The following is an 18014-nucleotide window of genomic DNA, read 5'->3' as shown; positions in this document are numbered from 1 at the left end:
ACTGCTATCGAGATCCTAAGGCCTACAATGTACCAATTGGGGCAGTTTGAGCGCTTTCATTGAATAGTAAAAGTTGCTAGCACTTTCACATGTGAAAGTTTTTTGGGGGATTACCAAATGATGCTCCAATAAAAAAGCCGCTTTATTAAGCGACTTTTTGGTGGAGCTAAAGGCTTTGTTTCCTAAATCGATTCAGCGAACAAAGCCCCTCATAATCGTTTAAATATCAAACTACACGGTAAGTTTCAGGCATGCCTAGCCCTGTAAGCTTGTTCAAAGCCTTTATCATCGCGTAAGTTTCTCCCACCTGACCGTTATAATTTCGCAGGCTCAATCTGCCACCAAGTAATTGCTTTACCCTGTACATGGCAGTTTCTGAGATTGACCGCCGATGATAACCATACCGTTTTTTCCACTGCTTATTTGAACCATGAAGCTGTTGCCAACTGACCGCTAAGTTACGCGGATGTCCCTGTTCCCAGAGTGCAGCACCTTCCCTCGGTGGAATGAGTACTAAAGCGCGTTTTCTACGAACCGCATCGTGACAGGCTCTTGTGTCGTAAGCACCATCACCTGAAATATTTCGGATTTTTCGATGGGTTTGCTTGAGCAAATTCGGCATAACTTCAGCATCAGTGACACCGGATAAACTCAGTTCTGCTGCAATAATTTCATGGCTATGGGTATCGACGGCGATATGCAGCTTACGCCACACGCGGCGCTTGCCATCTGTGCCATGTTTCTTCACTTTCCACTCACCTTCGCCATAAACCTTCAAGCCTGTCGAGTCGATAGCCAAGTGCTCAATGGTGCCACGCGTCTTGGTTTTAAAAGCAATCTTGACGGCTTTCGCTCGTTTGCTGATGCAAGTGTAATGTGGGCACGAAAGCGGAATATCAGCCAGTTTAAACACCGAGTTGATAAAGCCTTGTAACGCTCGCAGTGGCATAGAGAAAACACGTTTAACCATCAGTGCGGTGGTAATGGCTAAGTCGCTAAATACGTGTGGGCGACCTTTCCTTGGTTGCTCGGCCTTAGCTTTCCACTGGGCGATAGCGTCCTCATCAATCCAGAAGGTAAGTGAGCCACGATTGATTAAGGCTTGATTGTATTGCTTCCAGTTGGTTGTTTTATAGCGAGGTTTTGACACGATTGATGGGTGAGTTGATAGGCTATGCCGATCAGATCACCAGCTATGGTTTTAGTTCAACTGATTTAGGAAACAAAGCCGGAGCTAAAATCTAAGCAAGTAAATAAACTTTAGTTTTCACGACGGACTCTTAGTGGTGACATCGGTTTCTCGGGGGGGGATTGCATACTCGCCGTCGGCGCAGAGATTTGTTATAAGCCGACATCTACAGTGTTAACTGATAATTTCCTTACGGTAAATGAGTAAAGTCAATACTATGAAGATTAAGAAACTAACAACATCCCTAATTCCTGTCATATTTTTCACTTCACTGTTATAGCTTTCAGCACAACGAGTATATATAGCATGAAGATCATCAAAACGAACTAGGAACTGGTTAATTTCTTGCAATGCTTCAGTATTGTTTTTTCTAACTGCTAAATATGGATCTTCCATCAGATCTCGAATAATATCTACTCGTTCGGTCATTCCATCAACGTTGTACTCGCCACTTTCATCTTTTTCCGGCTTAACACTATAAATTCGCTGATGTATACGCATAATAGCATCCGGTCTTTGGCTTAATTTTTCAATTAGTGATGGATATTCCTGGACTAATCTATTGTATATTTCTTTTGAATTATTAATGAACAAGCACTGTTCTGAATTGGTATAACCAACAGATATGCCGATATTATTAGACATTTTTTCGATCGACATCAAAAAAGGCTTGGATGAAATAATATTATACAACTCTAACATTTGGCTATGGTATTCACGCAAAATAGCCATATATTCATCATTAACGGTTTTTTCACCAGTTTCGATACTAAGCTTTGAAATTAAATTTTTTTCATGAATATATAAATTCATCTCTCTCAAGTTAGACTCTAATTCACTTTTTGGCTGATAGAATTCAATGTCCTTATCCATCATTAGCTTAGGGATATCGAATAACACTTTTTCTACCATGAGTTGTGCTATGCAAAGTGCTGCGATCCAACTAAGAAGCTTGATGCGTAGTTTCTTTTTATTTTGTTCCATAATAACCACTCTTATCTAATGATTTTTAATAATTTAACCACACAAGTACTGTGTATGAAAACAGTATCAAGTGTAAGACTTAAATGTTATTTAAACATTTTAATAAATTGCCTGTAAGCGTGCAAAAATTTATACATAATGTGCTGCTTGTTTGTTATATAACTACATCTGAGATTTTTATGTATTAAAGAAAGATAAGTACTCTCGCGTAAAGATCCTTCTTAAGTTTGCTAGCTTGATCTCATTGAAAAAATGTCCCAATAAAAAGCTACTTTTAAAGTAGCTTTTTCCATTAAATATGTCGTAAAAACCAAATGATGACATGATAGTATTGAGGAAAACAAATACTTATCTAAATCATGTGACCAGACATTGACATAAATGTGTCCATATCATGACAAAATAGAGACTAACAAAAAATAACTCAAGTGATAAAGTGTAATTTTTCTACGAATATCCATTAAACCATTACAAACTACAATTGTAAAAGTTCCGAGTTAGGAATCTAAGCGAGTAATTTACATTCCGGATTGCCAAATGTATGGCATATTTATGTGCTTATTTCAGCCTTTTTTATTATTTTTTAATTTATCATTCAAACTTTGACCCAAATTTGCTATTTCTCCTCCTAGCCCCATTGCTAGTCTAGCCAGTTTTAAATAATTTTTTCTTTCTTTTTCTTGAGTTTTATTTAGCTGATTGATGGTTTTTAAGGCCCTAGGATCTTCTAAATTAATCCTACAAACCAATCTTGAGAATAAATCTATAGATAATGAATGAATGATGCGAAAAAAAATTAAGATGAGATGAGGAGGGTCTAGAGTTAGCTTATATAGCGAATCTTCAATCTCATCAAAGTATTTCTCTACTATCTCAATGCTAGTATTTTCATCATGTTCTGCTAGAGATGCCAGCGCAAACACAGTATCATGCCATCTATTTTCTTTATCAAATAACTTTAATTGCGTTCCATCGGTAAAAAATTCAATAGCTATTTCTGGCGCTAAGCCAATGAATATTGGGTGTAGTGCTCCTTCGATATTATCTCTGTTTAGAGAAATCCAAGAACGTGCAGGCTCTTTTTTGCTTTTAACACCAAAAAAACTAATCAGATGTTGAAGTTCATCTGACTGCTTTTTCCAATCTGTGTTAATAGATTTATTAAATCTATTTTGATCAAGTTTTACGAGTAAATTTTGTATAAAACACTCATCTATTTCACTAATTACAGACAGGGAGCGAGCCAGATTTTCAAGGTCGCGTGAAACCAAATTATACATTGCTTTAGCCATCAACTCTGGTGATAACTTTGATACAATATCTTTTGCTATATTGAGCTGTTGCGTGGTTGGGTTTCTTCCCCCTCTTAAGAAATGAGGATAAAAACCTAGGCAACGCCAGAATACACCGGTAAAAGCGTTAACTGCATTTATAGGGTCAGCTTCATAACACTTAATAATGAATGGTTTTGAATCAGTCACATATCTGTAATCAATTTTTTCTTTGCCTAAGTTTGTTAGTAAAAATACACTTTCAATTAGTTTATCTACTGAACCTCGATATTCTGGAATAGTCTTATTTATTAATTTTGCAATTCTACTCCAATCAAAACTCAATAAAAAGTTCTCTACCCATGTTGGGTGGAAATAAGTTAATCTATTTATCAACTCACCAAAGCTATAAAAATCGCTGACTGATATTTCATTTGCGAGTCGGACAAGCCTATCACTATCTACTTTCTCAAATAGGCGTTTAACTTGCTCTGAAGACAGGTTTGGTTCTATCCTATTTCCTAAATTGATAAGATGGTTAGCAATTTCTTGGCTGAAAATCGCCTTTCTACCGAAACCTGAAGTAAACCACTGCAAAAGATGCTCTTCATCTGAATTAAGTTCTTCGCTTGAAATATCAAAAAAACGAATAAGATAGTAGTAACAACCTATTGCCCATTCACTTTGTTTCCATTCTTGTTTACATCTAGTCTTCAATGGATTTAGCATCGAAAGCCATAACTTTTTACTTTCGAATCTAGTAGCATCGGTTAAGTCAATAGATTGAAGTAACCAATAAACCCCTTCGAGACCCACTGTATCATCCAATAATATTTTCAACACCATATCTACTGAGGCAGGCCAAGAATTGTAGTTTTTACTATTAAAGCATTCACTAATCAACCTATCTGCATAGCTGATATGTTTTGTTCTTAGAATATCATCAGATATAGTGATCAGTCCCAGAGACTCTAATTGGGATATAGCTTTATCAAACTCTTGAGGTTTCACCCCTTCAGTTTCTGTATACTCTATCAAACGACTTATTGAAATACCGGCGTCACAACTGCTGATCTGTCTAGCGGCAATAATTGATATTATTAGATTTGCATTGGTAATCTGTTGAATTCTTTCAAATTCTTTTCTCGCAGTTTTCCAGCCACCTCTTAAAACCCAGAAAAATTCCCAAGGCGATTTTTGTGTGGAACATTGTATAAGCCTATTTTCAAGGGAAGTTCCCATATAGCTGTCACTGATATCATCATCAAAACTCTGTACTATAGGTAATACTTCACTTCTTCGCTTTATAAGTGCATTCTGAATTTCTTTATTGGCTAACGACGGAGAAATTAAGGCTGGAGAGGGGATGTTAAAGTCAATGAATGTGCTAGTAAATATTATTTTTAATGTTGAGCAAGCTCTTTCAGATAAGCGTGAAATAAAATCATTTGAGTATTGTTGTGCATCGTCAATAACCAAAATTTTATTACTATCATTAACTAATGATTTTAATAATTTAGCAGGTTCGGAGCTATAGTCTGGCCTACAAACAATAAAGCCCTCGTCGTAAAACTTTTTAGCCACTTGCCAAGCTGTTATAGATTTTCCGCAACCTTTATTACCTGTAATCCAGTATAAATGAGACCTATCTAACTCAGTTTTTATCTCATTACATATAGAAAGTTCTGGACAATGAATTACATCAGATGGGCCAAGCCTCCTTCCTGCTATTGCATTTTCTAGCCCTCTCTGATGCTCAAAACTTACTTGCTCCCACATATAGTTTGTGTCACGAGAAACAGAACTACACCAGTCTCGTAAAAGATTCACAAAATCGTATCTAGATAAACTAATTCCATGACTTGCGAAGGTCGATAACTTAGTAACTAAAGCATTAGCCATCGCTTCCCTATGCAAAAATGATTGAGCATATATACTGTTTTTTTCCAAAAAAATGGCTAGTAAATGACATGCCTCTCTCAATAACCCGTTAATATCCATATTCTTAGGGCAAGGAATTAGAACAGTGTTGTAGCTGCCCATTTTCGCCACACTTTGCGAACAAGGGCCAACTAGAATTAATATGTACTCATTAGCTTTTGATTGCTCTTTAAGCTCACTTGCCCACTTTACGGCATTAGATTTTGAGATTTGATTGATTGATGATTTGACTTGGCTGACCTTGGTGCCTTTTATCCCTTGCCAAGCAACATCTACCTTATCTGATATGTGATCGGCCTCTATTGTTACCGTAGTCCAATCGTTGTCGTTAAGGGACTCAAGTAGTGCAATTATTGACTGAATTAAATATCCCCGATTTCCGTCTTGACCGCTCAAATATCATTCCTTATCGAAATCCAAAGCCAAAGCAATAAACCATTCTCACCGGTTTAAGCCATGTAATCAATTAAACACTACATTTAAAACCTGCAATTACCACCTTCAGCGGACGGTTGAGTCACTTCATAAACTTGTAACAACTTCTTACAGTTAACATGTGAATCGCCGTGGTTACTCTAGTCCCTCTGTAGCATTAACAAAAATTGGTCAACCTAACAGCACCAAACTGTATATCTTAGGTCACAGATAAATTGAAAAGGTGTATAAACGTATTAGAAGAGACTGTGTATAGATGAGTCGATAAATGAAGGCCAGAGAACGATGCTCTGGCCTATCAGTTTTTCTACAATACGAACGTGTGTAGGTGGGTTTTCTACATTAACCCCTCATAGTAACAAATTCCTCTGCCCCAGTTGGGTGGATAGCAACAACTGCATCAAAATCGGCTTTAGTTGCACCCATTTTGAGTGCTACACCGAAGCCTTGAAGAATTTCATCCATGCCAAAACCGATACCGTGAATACCGACGACTTTTTCATCCTTACCAGCGCAAACTAACTTCATTTTGCAGGCTTGGCGGTGGCTTGTAACCGCCGTATACATTGAGGTAAAGGTCGATGTATATACTTTGACGTTATCATCGCCGTATTGCGTACGCGCTTCGGGTTCAGTCAGGCCCATAGTACCGATTGGCGGGTGGCTGAAAACCACTGTTGGGATAAGACTGTAATCCATTTTGGCATCTGTCATACCGTTAAATAAACGCTCGGATAACAAACGCCCCGCTTTTACCGCAACAGGAGTCAACTCTACGCCGCCAGCCATAATATCGCCGACACAGTAAATTCCTTTGTGGGTGGTATTTTGCTGGGCGTCAGTGATGACGTAGCCTTTGGAATCTAATTGCACGTCGGTGTTTTCTAAGCCGATATTTGCTGTGGCTGGCGAGCGGCCAATCGCCCAAATGAGGCAATCTACTGTGATGCTTTCACCGTTTTCTAAACTTAATGTCAGGCTGTCATCGGCATTTTTAACGACGGCTTTTGGCACGCTATGGGTATGCAGTGTCGGACCGTCAGTTGCCATGGCATCGACGAGAGCATCGACCAATATAGGGTCAAAATTACGCAGCGGCGCATGTTTACGCACTAATAAGTGGGTTTCACTACCCAGAGCGTGTAAAACGCCAGCGACTTCAACAGCGATATAACCCGCACCAATTACGGCAACTCGTTTAGGTTGCTCACGTAGGGCAAAGAAACCATCGGAATCGATACCATATTCCGCGCCGGGAATATTTGGAATGGTCGGTGCGCCGCCAGTGGCGATAAGAATATGATCTGCAGTGTAATATTCACCGTTCACTTCAATGGTGTTGCCATCCACAAAGCGGCCATAGCCATTTAGTAAAGTGACTTTATTGTTCGCAAACCCACGGCCATAAGCATCGTGAATGCGACCGATATAAGCTTCGCGGTTATTAACGAGCGTGTTCCAGTCAAACTTGTTCACTGTAACGTCGAACCCGTAATCTTTAGCGTAGAGGTTCATCGCTTCTGCAATGTGGGCACCATACCACATGACTTTTTTAGGAACACAACCCACGTTGACACAAGTTCCGCCAACTTGCTTCGCTTCAATAAGTAGAACCTTTGCACCGCGCATTGCAGCACGATTTGCTGAGGCGATACCGCCACTACCTGCGCCGAGGCAAATATAGTCAAAATGTTGAGCCATGAGTTTCTCCGTCTTACTTCAAGGATGAGATGCTTTACAGCAGAAGGTCATTGTAGGGTGGTTTGTGATTACAGACTAGTCTATTCACAAGGCTGAGGTATTTGCACAAAGCCCCTAAAGTGCATAAAAGTTAGCGTGTCATGGTTTCTCGGCGATATTGGCAACGTGAATAATCGTTTTGGTTAGGCCCTTCTGCTCCGCACTTGAGACACTGCCATTCCTTTTGGCGAGCGGATAGTTCATCAAGTTGATATTGTGCTGGTTTATTCTGTTTGCTACTGCTTAGTGCTTCGAGTTGTTGCATTCGCTTATCAAGCCAGCGACAGTTTGGATCATTAGCAACCTGTGCTCGGCTGGTGAGCTGTTGCTTGCGATTGAGCTTTTTACTTTTAGTTTTTTTTGACGGGGCGTGCGTTTGGCTTTTTTGCGTTTCAGCGAGCGAGACGGTTGGAGTTGAATACTCTAACGCACTTTGCCGTTGGTTGGGTATATGGATAGGTTGGCCATTATTATCGAGTAAGGTACCTAGCGGTAATTGTGGATTTTTGGGCGGTTGAGATAAAGTCTCTAAAGTTAGCTCTGGTTCACCTGTTTGGCGGGCTTGAACGGAATGGGTTACCACAAATAACATGGCTGAAGCTAAAAAAAATATTGAACGAATAATATCGAAATAATGCGCTAACATTCCCTGTTCCTCTGCTTCATCGTGATGATTGACACACGTCGCTCCGTCGACATGTTGAGTTTAGTTAGCAGATATTTTTTTGCCAAGGGATGGGCATCATATTGGGCGATATAGGTTGATAAGAGCCTAAAATGTCATTGCCACATGGATACCAGCATAGGTTTGATCCTGTGAGCCAGTATCACCATTTTCCGCCATTTCTTGCTCAATATCGTTCTGGGCTATGCTGTGACTTATATGGCCACTTAGATTGATCTCGGATGTGATTTGATAGCTTGCTTCTAGGCCAAGTTGAAGATGGTTTCTCCCATTATGTTTTTCAGTTCTATATTTAAAATCAAAACCTTGAGTGATATATGGTGTGAGAGTGAATTGGTCAGTGATATTCCAATAACTGTGTAAACTCACTTCAACAAAAGAACCTTCAGCCTCCGTGGAGTAAACATAACTTACCGAAGGTATTAACCAAGGTGTCGCGGTATAGGCGAGTTCACCGAAAAGCTCATTATCTTGGCAACGGTTGTCGCTAAACCCTTCAATTCGTTGATAACCCAAATTCGCTTCTAATTGCTCAACCACGTTGAAGGTATATTCAAAGCCAATATTCCACTCGGTATAGGTTTGGCTATCACCACGCCCCACTAAGGCGTAGGTCGTTAGATTATTATATTGGATTGAAGCATTTGCCCAATAAATGCCACCATGTTTTAAATTGTCACGCCCCTGTGAGATATATTTGCTATCCCACCCAAGGTCGAGTGTGAGCGCCAAAGGTGCAGCATCTTGATTGGGCTGTTGTTGACTTGAGATACTTTCCGTCTGGATTAGGCTTTCATTTGCCAATACCGTTTGGTTTAAGCAGAGCACCCCTAAAGTGCAAAGTATGTGAGAAAAGATCACCGTGGGTGTTGCCATATACCAGCCAGTTTAAGTTGTAGTTAGATGATAGGAGAATTTTAACGCGTTTGAATTTGAGTGTTAATGAGAATGGATTAGGTTTGCGATCAAGTCGTCAAGTTCACTTAAGTAAATTAGATGTAAATATTAATTGAGAACTAGTTCACTTTTTTTATGTGTAATTACCGCTAGCGCCTTCGTCGAAGGAGGCAATCGATATTCTCGCCTTGATAAATAGGGTATTAGCCCTTATTTATACCCAAATAACCTCAAGATCCTGAAACTGGCATCTTGAAGATACCCTATACAGATTGTTGAGGAGTCAATATGAGCAACCCTTTGCTTAGCGGCGCAAAATTACCACTTTTTTCACAGATAAAACCGGAACATATTCAAGTCGCTGTTGAGCATGCTATTGCTCAGTGCCGCGCTAAGATTGATGAAGTGCTGCAGAATCAAGGTCCTTTTACGTGGGACAACTTGGTCGCACCATTAGAACAGGTTGACGATGAACTAAGCCAAATTTGGTCGCCCGTTTCTCATATGAATTCAGTGACTAGCACAGATGAGTGGCGTGCCGCCCATGATGCTTGTTTACCACTTTTATCGGAATACGGCACTTACGTTGGCCAACACCAAGGTTTGTATCAAGCCTATAAAGCACTGCGAGCCTCCAATGAATTTGCGCAATTGAGCCAAGCGCAGCAGATGGTGATAGAGCACAGCCTACGCGACTTTGAACTATCAGGCATTGGCTTAGATGACACGCAAAAGGTGCGTTACGGCGAAATTGTAAAACGTCTTTCTGAACTCACCAGTGGCTTTTCGAATCAATTACTGGATGCGACACAAGCTTGGACTAAGTTGATCACAGATGAAGCCGAGCTTGCTGGTTTGCCTGAGTCTGCCAAAGCCGCCGCTAAAGCAATGGCGCAGGCACGTGAGCTAGAAGGTTGGTTATTCACCTTAGATTTCCCTTCTTATTTACCTGTCATGACTTACAGTGAAAATCGCAGTCTTCGGGAAGAATGCTATCGTGCGTTTGTCACTCGCGCTTCGGATCAAGGTCCCAATGCCGGCGAGTTTGATAACAGCCCGCTGATGGACGAAATTCTTGCTTTGCGCCACGAACTCGCATTGTTACTCGGTTTTGACAGTTTTGCTGACAAATCTCTGGCGACGAAAATGGCTGAAACGCCGGCGCAGGTGATGGCATTTTTAAATGAGTTAGCGCTGCGCTCAAAAGATCAAGCCAAGGCCGAATTAGCCGAGTTAAAAGCATTTGCCGAGGCCGAATATGGCGTGACTGAAATGGCCTCTTGGGACTTAAGCTTCTATGCCGAGAAGTTACAACAGCATAAGTATGAGATTTCACAGGAAATCCTGCGCCCGTATTTCCCCGAGGATAAAGTGCTCTCGGGCTTGTTTTACACTGTATCGCGTTTGTTTGGCCTTAAGATTGTCGAGCAAAAAGATTTTGACCGTTGGCATAACGACGTTCGTTTCTTCGATATTTTCGACGAAACTGACGAACATAGAGGCAGTTTCTATCTCGATTTATATGCCCGCACGGGTAAGCGCGGCGGTGCTTGGATGGATGATTGCCGTGTGCGCCGTCAAACCGCTCATGGATTGCAAAAGCCAGTGGCTTATTTGACCTGTAACTTTAATGGTCCGGTCGATGGCAAACCTGCGCTGTTTACCCATGATGAAGTGACAACCCTGTTCCACGAATTTGGCCATGGTATCCACCATATGCTGACCAAAATCGATGTTGCAGGTGTGTCGGGTATTAATGGTGTGCCTTGGGATGCGGTTGAATTACCAAGTCAATTTATGGAGAACTGGTGCTGGCAGGAAGAAGCCCTAGCCGAAATTTCTGGTCACTTCGAAACGGGCGAGCCATTACCTAAAGCCTTGTTGGATAAAATGCTCGCGGCGAAAAACTTCCAGTCTGGTATGATGATGCTGCGCCAACTCGAGTTCTCATTGTTCGATTTTAGAATGCACCACGAATACGATCCCGCTAAAGGCGCGCGTATTCAAGAAACCTTAGACGAAGTACGTCGTCAGGTGGCCGTATTAACACCACCGGACTTTAACCGTTTCCAACATGGTTTTGCCCATATTTTTGCGGGCGGTTATGCCGCAGGTTATTACAGCTATAAATGGGCAGAAGTATTATCAGCAGATGCGTTTTCCCGCTTCGAAGAGGAAGGTATTTTCAACCCTGAAACGGGTCGTCGCTTCCTGCACAATATCCTCGAAATGGGTGGTTCAGCTGAACCTATGGACTTGTTCAAACAATTTATGGGACGCGAGCCGAATATCGATGCCCTGTTAAGACATTCAGGCATTGCTGCATAAGTAATTGTGAGTTTTGATAAATCAGCCCATTTTAATGGGATGATTATCTGAGGGTATTTAGCTTAATTGATCGATAAAAAGACGCCTTAGTGCGTCTTTTTTGTGATCTGATTCACGCTTGCCCTGTGGTATGACCTCTGTTAGCCTGTGGCTCTTATTTCAAGGGCGACTCGTTATGAATTTGTATTTTCGTTTGTTTTGGTTGTTATTTTGGCGTACGCGCCATTGTCGTAAGATCGATTTTCTAGGCACAAGTCGTATCACTTATCGTGCTTTACCGAGCGATTGTGACATCAATTTCCATCTGACTAACTCCCGCTATCCCGCATTTATGGATCTGGCGCGGACCTATATGCTCGCCGAGATGGGTCTACTGAAACGCTTCTTAAAGTTGAAGTGGATGCCGATAGTCAACGCCGCCGAATTTACCTATATTCGCGATATCAAGCCGCTAAAAACCTTTGAAATTGAAACCAAAGTTGTTGGTTGGGATGAAAAGTATTTTTATATCGAACAGCGCTTTGTGAGCGAACGTGGCCTGCATTGTATCGTGCATGTACGCGGCGTGTTTGTGTGCAAAGGTAAGCAGGTGCCGCTCGATGTATTAGTGAAAGAGGCGGGTTATACCGATCCTGCACCTGAGTTGCCGCCAGAAGTGGTGAAGTGGAAAGCGTTTTTGCAGTTAAAAAAAGAACGTAATATGTGATCCGATGGAGGCATGACTTATTTCACTAAGGTATGCCTCTGACTCCTGTTGTTTCCTCCATTTCTGCCTGTAACACTTCTTCCTGTACTAACATCCAAGCGCCGCGCAGTTGTGCCTGCTGCCAGTAGCGAACCACTTCATCTAAATCCAACAAGTTTAAATGTTGGAAGCTATAGCTTAAACAAGGGATTAGGGCGCAATCGGCTAAAGTAAAACTGTCGCCACAGACCCAATGATGTTGTGTGAGTTGCGCGTCTAAGCGTTGAAACTGTGTCAGTAGTTGCTTCTCTAATTGTTTGATTTCGAATTCATTACTGTCTTCTATATGCTTTAACTTTTCTAATTGAAATAATGGGTTGTTAATATCATTGTCTATGATGCGATCGAACAAACGTACCTGTAAGTTGCGTTGTGGTTCTGGTGGCAGAAGTTGGGTACTGTTATCAAAATGCCTATCTAAGTACTCGATAATAATGCTGGATTCAGGGATGAGTTGGCCATCTTGGGTTTTAAGCAATGGTAATTTTGCGGGTGGATAAAATTGATGAAATGCTTTGCGTGATAGTGGATCGCCTAAGTCGGTAATGCGCGGGTAAAAATTAGCTTGTTTTTCATAGAGTGCAATCAACACTTTCTGTGAATAACGAGATAAAGGATGATAAAAAAGCTCCATAGGTTTTCACCCCAACTCCAGTGTTCTACTGACGTTATGATTTAACTTTAGTCGCAATCGAGACTTTTGTTCATTAATTTCCATATAGGGCTAACGAGAAGCCATATCTTAAAACTGGAGCAAATGCTCTAAATGCAAGTGTGTTAACAATTATGGGTTACATTAACGCGTGAAAGTGAGATCAAGATGGAGTTTAAGTGTTTTAAATAGCCAATATGGCCTTGATTTATCTTGAGGTGTGTAAGCAATTGGGGGTTTTATAGAAGCATTATTTGTGGGAATCTGAGTTTCATTTAATGGAGTATAAATAATGATTTCAGATTTGCCCTGAATTAGGGTAAACACTAAAATGGCAGGTCCGAAGGTTGTTGTTTTAGTGAGAGTATCTATTTCTGCTGATCAAACCTCAGATGTTTTCTAATGTCACTGTTAAGCCGCTAGCTAATCTCTGGTTTTAACAGTGCCGTAATGTAGAACAAATTTGCAACATTCTAGATATAGAGTAGGCTGATTAAGTGTTATACCTTGTATATATCTAACAATCTTATCCATAGTTAGCATACATTTTAAATGGAATAACAACTAAGTGAATTTAGTATGGCCGCCAGTGTAAATATTTGCATTAGTTTACACTTTTGTTCGGTTATCTTCCTTGTTGATCCCTATAGGTTATGCGATAAGTAACAGCTTTTATTTTGGTTATAATTACGATCGTGTCAGCACAAATAAGTGTACTGGTGTGTAGGTCGTTAATATTTGAAGGAGTTCTCATGCGGCAGACAATTAAACTTGCCTCAGTTATAAGCGTGGCGTTATGGATGGCAGCTTGCAGCCCTCAAGAAGAGACAGCTCAAACAGGGGCTGGGCCGCAGAGCATGGAAGTGGGAATTCTCAATGTTGTCGCTAAGCCTCAGGTTATCCAAGTGGAGTTACCGGGTCGCAGTAAAGCGTTCCTCGAGGCCGAAGTTCGCCCGCAGGTAAATGGTATTATCACTAAGCGTAGCTTCGTAGAGGGCGGCAATGTGAAGCAGGGCGAGTCTTTATATCAAATAGACTCAGCGACATACAAAGCGGCACTCGTCAGTGCGAATGCAGATTTAGCCAGAGCGAATGCGAGTCTAGCATCGGCGAAAGCTAAAGCGGCTCGTTATCAGCAATTAGTGAAAACGAATGCGATCAGTAAGCAAGATTTCGACGAAGCCGAAGCTGCATACAAAGAGGCATTGGCCAGTGTCACTGTGGCTGAAGCCGCAATCAATACGGCTAAGATTAACCTGCAATATACAGAAGTATTAGCACCAATTTCCGGTCGTATCGGTAAGTCGAGTGTCACAGCCGGGGCGTTGGTGACAGCGAACCAAAGCCAAACCTTAGCAACGATTCAACAGCTTGATCCAATCAATGTGGATATCGCGCAATCGAGTGCACAACTATTGCGCCTTAAAGCTAAGCTAAAACAAGGTAAGTTACAGGCTGCGGATAATGCTGATGTACAGTTGGTATTGGAAGACGGTACAACCTATGGTCATTTAGGTAAGTTGCAATTTGCTGAAGTCAGTGTGGATGAGAACACTGGCTCCGTTATTCTGCGCGCCGAGTTTCCAAACCCTGATGGTATCTTGTTACCCGGTATGTATGTTCGCGCAGTGCTAAATGCTGGTACTGATCCTCAAGCTATTCTAGTTCCACAAAAAGCCATTAGCCGTAACTCTAAAGGTGAAGCTGTGGCTATGGTTGTGAATGATCAAGGTGTTGTTGAAGCAAAAACGGTGACAACAGCAGAGGCTATTGGTCACGAGTGGCGTATTACTGAAGGGCTTTCAGTCGGTGATAAGTTGATTGTGGAAGGCTTACAAAAAATTCGCCCCGGAGCGCCAGTCACTCCCAAAGTTATTTCTGAAACGCAAGCACAATAGGGCATAGCTATGGCACGTTTTTTTATTGATCGCCCCATCTTTGCGTGGGTGATCGCCTTAATTATTATGTTGGCGGGGATCCTATCAATCCGTTCTCTGCCAGTGTCTCAATATCCGAGCATTGCACCTCCAACTGTGGTGATCAGTGCTAACTACCCCGGCGCTTCGGCTAAGATTGTTGAGGACTCAGTCACTCAGGTTATTGAGCAGCGGATGACGGGGATCGACCATCTGCGCTATATCACTTCAACCAGTGATAGTTTTGGTAACGCGTCTATTACCCTAACCTTTAACGCAGAAGCCGATGCCGACATTGCACAGGTTCAGGTTCAAAACAAGTTGCAAGGGGCGATGACGCTGCTGCCACAGGAAGTGCAATCACAGGGCGTTAATGTTAACAAATCCAGCTCTGGCTTCTTATTGGTTTTAGGCTTCGTGTCAACGGATGGTTCACTGGATAAGAGTGATATCGCTGACTATGTAGGTTCTAACGTACAAGATCCTATGAGCCGTGTTTCTGGTGTGGGTGAGATTCAGATATTCGGCGCTCAATACGCGATGCGTATATGGTTAGATCCGCTAAAACTAACCCAATACAATTTGACTAGCTTGGATGTTGTCGCGGCTATTCGCGCTCAAAACGCACAGGTTTCTGCGGGTCAACTGGGTGGTACGCCATCGGTTGCTGGTCAAGAGCTAAATGCGACAGTATCAGCCCAAAGCCGTTTACAAACACCAGAAGAATTCCGCAAGATTATTCTTAAATCAGATACTTCTGGCGCGAACGTTTTCTTGGGTGATGTTGCTCGAGTTGAGTTAGGTTCTGAAAGTTATTCCGTTGTGTCCCTATACAATGGTAAGCCTGCAACAGGTCTAGCGATTAAACTCGCGACGGGGGCAAATGCTCTCGATACTGCAGAAGCTGTCCGAGCTAAAATCGCTGAGATGAAACCTTTCTTCCCACAAGGGTTGGAAGTCGTTTATCCCTATGACACTACACCTTTTGTTGAAAAATCCATTGAAGGCGTTGTACACACATTGTTAGAAGCCGTTGTACTGGTGTTTCTCATCATGTACCTCTTCTTGCAAAATTTCCGTGCAACTTTGATCCCAACGATTGCTGTTCCTGTGGTATTGCTGGGTACCTTCGCTATCTTGTCGGCAACGGGGTTCTCGATCAATACGCTCACTATGTTTGCTATGGTGCTGGCGATCGGTTTGCTGGTAGACGACGCGATTGTGGTGGTGGAGAACGTCGAGCGGGTGATGTCGGAGGAAGGACTCAGTCCGCTTGAGGCGACTCGTAAATCGATGGATCAAATCACCGGCGCCTTGGTTGGTATCGGTTTGACGCTATCTGCGGTATTTGTCCCTATGGCATTTATGTCTGGCTCAACAGGGGTGATTTATCGTCAGTTCTCAATCACTATCGTGTCGGCGATGGCGTTGTCTGTATTGGTGGCTTTGATTTTAACGCCAGCACTTTGTGCGACCATGCTCAAGCCACTCAAGAAGGGTCACGGCCATATTGAAACGGGATTCTTCGGTTGGTTTAACCGTGGTTTTGATCGATTAACCAACCGTTATGAGTCGAGTGTGGCGGGTATCATCAAGCGTGGCTTTAGGGTCATGATGATTTACGTTGCACTGGTTGTTGCCGTCGGTTGGATCTTCATGCGTATGCCAACCGCTTTCTTGCCAGATGAAGACCAAGGTATTTTGTTTACGCAGGCCATTTTACCGACAAACTCAACTCAAGAAAGTACCTTAAAAGTCTTAGAGAAAGTGTCTGATCATTTTATGGCTGAAGAGGGTGTGAGATCAGTATTTAGCGTGGCGGGCTTTAGTTTTGCGGGTCAAGGGCAAAATATGGGTATCGCTTTCGTGGGGCTGAAGGATTGGTCTGAGCGTACGGCTCCTGGTGCTGATGTTCAATCCATTGCGGGTCGTGCTATGGGCGTATTCAGTCAAATGAAGGACGCGTTTGTCTTCGCTTTCGTACCGCCTGCGGTGATTGAGTTAGGTACGGCTAACGGTTTTGATATGTTCTTACAGGATAAGAATGGTCAAGGCCATGAAAAGTTACTGGCTGCACGAAATCAGCTATTAGGTATGGCGGCACAGAATCCTAATCTAGTGGGCGTACGTCCTAATGGTCAGGAAGATGCGCCAATTTACCAATTGCATATAGATCACGCTAAGTTAAGCGCGCTCGGCATTGAAATCGCTAATGTTAACAGTGTGCTTGCAACGGCTTGGGGTGGTTCATATGTGAACGACTTTATTGACCGTGGCCGTGTTAAAAAGGTTTATGTACAAGGTGATGCTCAGTACCGTATGCAACCGGGTGATTTAGACACTTGGTATGTACGCAATAATAAAGGTGATATGGTGCCATTCTCTGCCTTCGCTATGGGTACGTGGGAGTATGGCTCTCCACGCCTAGAACGCTTTAATGGTTTGCCAGCGATGAATATTCAAGGAGCTACAGTTCCAGGATTTAGTACTGGTGCTGCCATGGATATTATGGAAGATCTGGTCAAGCAGTTGCCTCCTGGCTTTGGCATTGAGTGGAACGGTTTATCCTACGAAGAGCGTTTGTCGGGTAACCAAGCACCTGCGTTATATGCACTGTCAATCTTAGTGGTATTCCTCGTACTTGCTGCTCTTTATGAAAGCTGGTCGGTACCCTTTGCCGTTGTGCTGGTGGTGCCGTTGGGGATTATTGGTGCATTGTTAGCGATGAATGGTCGTGGTTTACCAAACGACGTATTCTTCCAAGTAGGTCTACTTACAACGGTTGGCTTAGCGACTAAGAACGCAATCTTGATTGTGGAGTTTGCTAAAGAGTACTACGAAAAAGGCGCTGGTTTAGTGGAGGCGACGCTGCATGCGGTTCGCGTTCGTCTGCGTCCTATTTTGATGACGTCCTTAGCCTTTGGTTTGGGTGTTGTGCCATTAGCGATCAGTACTGGCGTCGGTTCTGGTAGCCAAAACGCCATCGGTACTGGTGTTCTTGGTGGTATGATGAGCTCGACCTTCTTAGGTATCTTCTTCGTGCCCTTATTCTTCGTTATTGTTGAGCGTATCTTCAGTAAGCGAGAGAGAAAAGCGAAAGACGAAAAGCCGACATCGGCGGAGTAATCTAACGTCTGAATTAATCAAAGCCCTGTATTCGCAGGGCTTTTTTTGGGAGATAAGAAAGGTTATCGTTGCAAAAATGGATAGCCGCCTTGAATTAATTTGGGC

At 42.4% G+C, this 18014-nt stretch carries 11 protein-coding genes; 4 read left to right on the top strand and 7 right to left on the bottom strand.

Going from position 1 to position 18014, the window contains the following annotated elements; genetic code table 11:
• Window positions 1-226: 226 nt before the first annotated feature.
• The 6 genes from SPUTW3181_RS20685 to SPUTW3181_RS20660 all read right to left on the bottom strand — a co-directional run bounded on the left by SPUTW3181_RS20685 (window position 227) and on the right by SPUTW3181_RS20660 (window position 9121).
• Window positions 227-1150: an IS5-like element ISSpu11 family transposase gene (locus tag SPUTW3181_RS20685; RefSeq protein WP_011791210.1), complete on the bottom strand. Its 924-nt coding sequence runs from the start codon at window positions 1148-1150 to the stop codon at window positions 227-229.
• 213 nt (window positions 1151-1363) lie between these two features.
• On the bottom strand, window positions 1364-2173 hold the full coding sequence (locus SPUTW3181_RS20680; protein ID WP_011791209.1) for a hypothetical protein: 810 nt from the start codon (window positions 2171-2173) through the stop codon (window positions 1364-1366).
• 563 nt (window positions 2174-2736) lie between these two features.
• On the bottom strand, window positions 2737-5781 hold the full coding sequence (locus tag SPUTW3181_RS20675; RefSeq protein WP_011791208.1) for an ATP-binding protein: 3045 nt from the start codon (window positions 5779-5781) through the stop codon (window positions 2737-2739).
• A gap of 381 nt (window positions 5782-6162) precedes the next feature.
• Window positions 6163-7521 (bottom strand): glutathione-disulfide reductase, encoded by a 1359-nt coding sequence (gorA, locus tag SPUTW3181_RS20670; RefSeq protein ID WP_011791207.1) that lies wholly within the window; start codon window positions 7519-7521, stop codon window positions 6163-6165.
• Between the two features lie 130 nt (window positions 7522-7651).
• Window positions 7652-8206, bottom strand: coding sequence for a hypothetical protein (locus SPUTW3181_RS20665; RefSeq protein WP_011791206.1), 555 nt, complete (start codon window positions 8204-8206; stop codon window positions 7652-7654).
• Window positions 8207-8332: 126 nt separating this feature from the next.
• The gene (locus tag SPUTW3181_RS20660) at window positions 8333-9121 is read right to left on the bottom strand and encodes a hypothetical protein (protein WP_011791205.1); all 789 of its coding nucleotides are present in this window, start codon (window positions 9119-9121) and stop codon (window positions 8333-8335) included.
• Between the two features lie 309 nt (window positions 9122-9430).
• Between SPUTW3181_RS20660 and prlC the strand changes: the two genes are divergently transcribed.
• A complete protein-coding gene (gene prlC, locus SPUTW3181_RS20655) occupies window positions 9431-11470 on the top strand; it encodes an oligopeptidase A (protein WP_011791204.1) in 2040 nt (679 codons plus the stop codon).
• Between the two features lie 175 nt (window positions 11471-11645).
• A complete protein-coding gene (locus SPUTW3181_RS20650) occupies window positions 11646-12176 on the top strand; it encodes a thioesterase family protein (RefSeq protein ID WP_011791203.1) in 531 nt (176 codons plus the stop codon).
• A 25-nt stretch (window positions 12177-12201) separates the two neighbouring features.
• Here the strand turns inward: SPUTW3181_RS20650 and SPUTW3181_RS20645 are convergent, their stop codons facing one another.
• Window positions 12202-12849 carry a glutathione S-transferase family protein gene (locus SPUTW3181_RS20645; RefSeq protein WP_011791202.1) on the bottom strand — a complete coding sequence of 216 codons (648 nt, stop codon included), beginning with the start codon at window positions 12847-12849 and terminating at the stop codon, window positions 12202-12204.
• 770 nt (window positions 12850-13619) lie between these two features.
• Between SPUTW3181_RS20645 and SPUTW3181_RS20640 the strand changes: the two genes are divergently transcribed.
• Window positions 13620-14765 (top strand): efflux RND transporter periplasmic adaptor subunit, encoded by a 1146-nt coding sequence (locus tag SPUTW3181_RS20640; RefSeq protein ID WP_011791201.1) that lies wholly within the window; start codon window positions 13620-13622, stop codon window positions 14763-14765.
• Window positions 14766-14774: 9 nt separating this feature from the next.
• Complete coding sequence (locus tag SPUTW3181_RS20635) at window positions 14775-17909, top strand: efflux RND transporter permease subunit (RefSeq protein ID WP_011791200.1); 3135 nt, start codon at window positions 14775-14777, stop codon at window positions 17907-17909.
• Window positions 17910-18014 lie beyond the last annotated feature (105 nt).

The sequence above is a fragment of the Shewanella sp. W3-18-1 genome (assembly GCF_000015185.1).
Classification (GTDB): domain Bacteria; phylum Pseudomonadota; class Gammaproteobacteria; order Enterobacterales; family Shewanellaceae; genus Shewanella; species Shewanella putrefaciens.
This window is presented reverse-complemented; position numbering and strand designations above follow the sequence as displayed.

Excerpts from the sequence above, each read along its gene's own strand:
- gorA (WP_011791207.1), bottom strand. The coding sequence starts at position 7,521 with ATGGCTCAACATTTTGACTATATTTGCCTCGGCGCAGGTAGTGGCGGT.
- SPUTW3181_RS20680 (WP_011791209.1), bottom strand. The coding sequence starts at position 2,173 with ATGGAACAAAATAAAAAGAAACTACGCATCAAGCTTCTTAGTTGGATC.
- SPUTW3181_RS20645 (WP_011791202.1), bottom strand. The coding sequence starts at position 12,849 with ATGGAGCTTTTTTATCATCCTTTATCTCGTTATTCACAGAAAGTGTTG.
- SPUTW3181_RS20665 (WP_011791206.1), bottom strand. The coding sequence starts at position 8,206 with ATGTTAGCGCATTATTTCGATATTATTCGTTCAATATTTTTTTTAGCT.
- SPUTW3181_RS20650 (WP_011791203.1), top strand. The coding sequence starts at position 11,646 with ATGAATTTGTATTTTCGTTTGTTTTGGTTGTTATTTTGGCGTACGCGC.
- SPUTW3181_RS20635 (WP_011791200.1), top strand. The coding sequence starts at position 14,775 with ATGGCACGTTTTTTTATTGATCGCCCCATCTTTGCGTGGGTGATCGCC.
- prlC (WP_011791204.1), top strand. The coding sequence starts at position 9,431 with ATGAGCAACCCTTTGCTTAGCGGCGCAAAATTACCACTTTTTTCACAG.
- SPUTW3181_RS20640 (WP_011791201.1), top strand. The coding sequence starts at position 13,620 with ATGCGGCAGACAATTAAACTTGCCTCAGTTATAAGCGTGGCGTTATGG.
- SPUTW3181_RS20660 (WP_011791205.1), bottom strand. The coding sequence starts at position 9,121 with ATGGCAACACCCACGGTGATCTTTTCTCACATACTTTGCACTTTAGGG.